Genomic DNA, 2351 nt, shown 5'->3' with positions numbered 1-2351 from the left:
GCAGCTGGCGGGGCTGGGTGGCGGTGAGCGGCTGGTCGCTCAGCTGCAGGATCTGGCCGTTGATCTTGATCAGGATCGGCGTGTTGGCCGACAGGTAGACGTCGGAGGCGCCCTTGTCGGCCATCAGCCGCAGCACGCGTTCCATGTTGCCGCCGTTGGAGGCTGCTGTCATCGCTGTGTCCTTTCGGGACCTTGTTGAACGGAAGAAGGCATCATGGCACGCCGGCCGGCGGGTTCAGGGGTCAGGCGCGCAACAGTTCGTTGATGCTGGTTTTCGCGCGGGTTTGCGCGTCGACGCGCTTGACGATGACGGCGCAGTACAGGCTGTACTTGCCGTCGGCGCTGGGCAGGTTGCCGCTGACCACCACCGAGCCGGCCGGGATGCGGCCATAGGTGACTTCGCCGGTCGCGCGGTCGTAGATCTTGGTGCTCTGGCCGATGTAGACGCCCATCGAGATGACCGAGTTCTCCTCGACGATCACGCCTTCGACCACCTCGGAGCGGGCGCCGATGAAGCAGTTGTCCTCGATGATGGTCGGGTTGGCCTGCAGCGGCTCCAGCACGCCGCCGATGCCGACGCCGCCCGACAGGTGCACGTTCTTGCCGATCTGGGCGCACGAGCCGACGGTGGCCCAGGTGTCGACCATCGTGCCTTCGTCGACGTAGGCGCCGATGTTGACGTACGACGGCATCAGGATCACGTTCTTCGCGAGGTAGCTGCCGTGGCGCGCGACGGCCGGCGGCACCACGCGCACGCCGGCGGCACGCACTTCCTCATCGCTGATGTGCGAGAACTTGGTCTTGACCTTGTCGAAGAAGGTCAGTTCGCCGGCATGCATCAGTTGGTTGTCGTTCAGGCGGAACGACAGCAGCACCGCCTTCTTGACCCACTGGTTGACCTTCCACTGGCCGACGCTCTCGCGCTCGGCGACGCGGATGCGGCCCTTGTTCAGGTCGGCGATCACCGATTCGACGGCCTCGCGCACTTCGGGCGAGTTGACGGCATTGATCTGGGCGCGGCCTTCCCAGGCGAGGTCGATGATGCTTTGCAGTTGCTGTTGGCTCATGGGGTTCTCGGGGTCAGACGGACTTGACGAAGGAAACGATGCGTTCTGCGGCGGCCAGGCATTCCTCGACCTCGGCCACCAGGGCCAGGCGGATGCGGCCTGCGCCAGGGTTCACGCCCTGTGCCTCGCGCGCCAGCAGGCTGCCGGGCAGCACCGCGACATTGTATTGAGCCAGCAGGCCGCGGGCGAAGGCCACGTCGTCGCCTCCGGGCACGGCGGCCCACAGGTAGAAGCCGGCATCGGGCAGGCGCACGTCGAGCACCTCGGCGAGCAGCGGCGTGACCTGTGCGAACTTGCGGCGGTATTGGTCGCGGTTGTCGACCACGTGGGCCTCGTCGCGCCAGGCGGCGATGCTGGCCTGCTGCACCATCGGGCTCATCGCGCTGCCGTGGTAGGTGCGGTACAGCAGGAACTGCTTCAGCACGGCGGCGTCGCCGGCCACGAAGCCGGAGCGCATGCCGGGCACGTTGGATCGCTTGGAGAGGCTGGTGAACACGACAAGGTTGCGGAAGTCAGCCCGGCCGAGCTGTTTCGCGGCATCGAGTGCGCCGAGCGGCGGGTCTTCGCGGAAGTAGATCTCGGAGTAGCACTCGTCGGAGGCGATCACGAAGCCGAAGCGCTCGCTGAGCTCGAAGAGGCGCCGCCACTCGTCGAGCGGCATCACCGCGCCGGTCGGGTTGCCCGGCGAGCAGACGTACAGCAGCTGGGTGCGCGCCCAGACCTCGTCGGGCACCTGGGCCCAGTCGGCCGCGAAGTTGCGGGCCGGGTCGCTGTTGGCGAAGAAGGTCTGCGCGCCGGCCAGCAGCGCTGCGCCTTCGTAGATCTGGTAGAACGGATTCGGGCAGACAACGGTGGCACCGAGCCGGGTCGGATCGACGAGGGTCTGGGCCAGTGCGAACAGGGCTTCACGCGAGCCGTTGACCGGCAGCACCTGCGTAGCGGCATCGAGCCTGACGCCGTAGCGGCGCTCGACCCAATCGGCGCAGGCCTGGCGCAGCGCGATGTCGCCGGCGGTGGCGGGGTAGCTGGCGAGGCCGGAGAAACTGGCCGACAGCGCATCGAGGATCAGTTTCGGTGTCGCGTGGCGGGGCTCGCCGATGCCGAGGCTGATGGGCTTGTACGCCGGGTTCGGCGTGATGTCGCGGGTGAGGGCGCGCAGCCGCTCAAAGGGATAGGGGTGGAGCTTGCTGAGCAGCGGATTCATGGCTTGGATTATCGGTGCTGGCAAAGGCGCAGGTGGGGAGGCTGTGGCTCGCCGGCCGGTCCCGATGGGCGCTCCACAGC

At 67.4% G+C, this 2351-nt stretch carries 2 protein-coding genes and 1 pseudogene; all 3 read right to left on the bottom strand.

The features are described from left to right. Positions 1-172: pseudogene (locus AC1D1T_RS31930) on the bottom strand (PilT/PilU family type 4a pilus ATPase); the annotation flags it as partial. A gap of 70 nt (positions 173-242) precedes the next feature. Continuing rightward, positions 243-1067: a 2,3,4,5-tetrahydropyridine-2,6-dicarboxylate N-succinyltransferase gene (dapD, locus tag AC1D1T_RS31925; RefSeq protein WP_047513279.1), complete on the bottom strand. Its 825-nt coding sequence runs from the start codon at positions 1065-1067 to the stop codon at positions 243-245. Between the two features lie 13 nt (positions 1068-1080). Then, the gene (gene dapC / locus AC1D1T_RS31920) at positions 1081-2271 is read right to left on the bottom strand and encodes a succinyldiaminopimelate transaminase (protein WP_477828950.1); all 1191 of its coding nucleotides are present in this window, start codon (positions 2269-2271) and stop codon (positions 1081-1083) included. Positions 2272-2351 lie beyond the last annotated feature (80 nt).

Source organism: Rhizobacter sp. P2_H3, from assembly GCF_056403355.1.
The sequence above is the reverse complement of the archived record's forward strand: the minus strand, read 5'-3'. Positions and strand labels throughout refer to the sequence as shown.

Bases quoted from the DNA above. Each gene is read 5' to 3' on its own strand.
- dapC (WP_477828950.1), bottom strand. From the start codon at position 2,271: ATGAATCCGCTGCTCAGCAAGCTCCACCCCTATCCCTTTGAGCGGCTG.
- dapD (WP_047513279.1), bottom strand. From the start codon at position 1,067: ATGAGCCAACAGCAACTGCAAAGCATCATCGACCTCGCCTGGGAAGGC.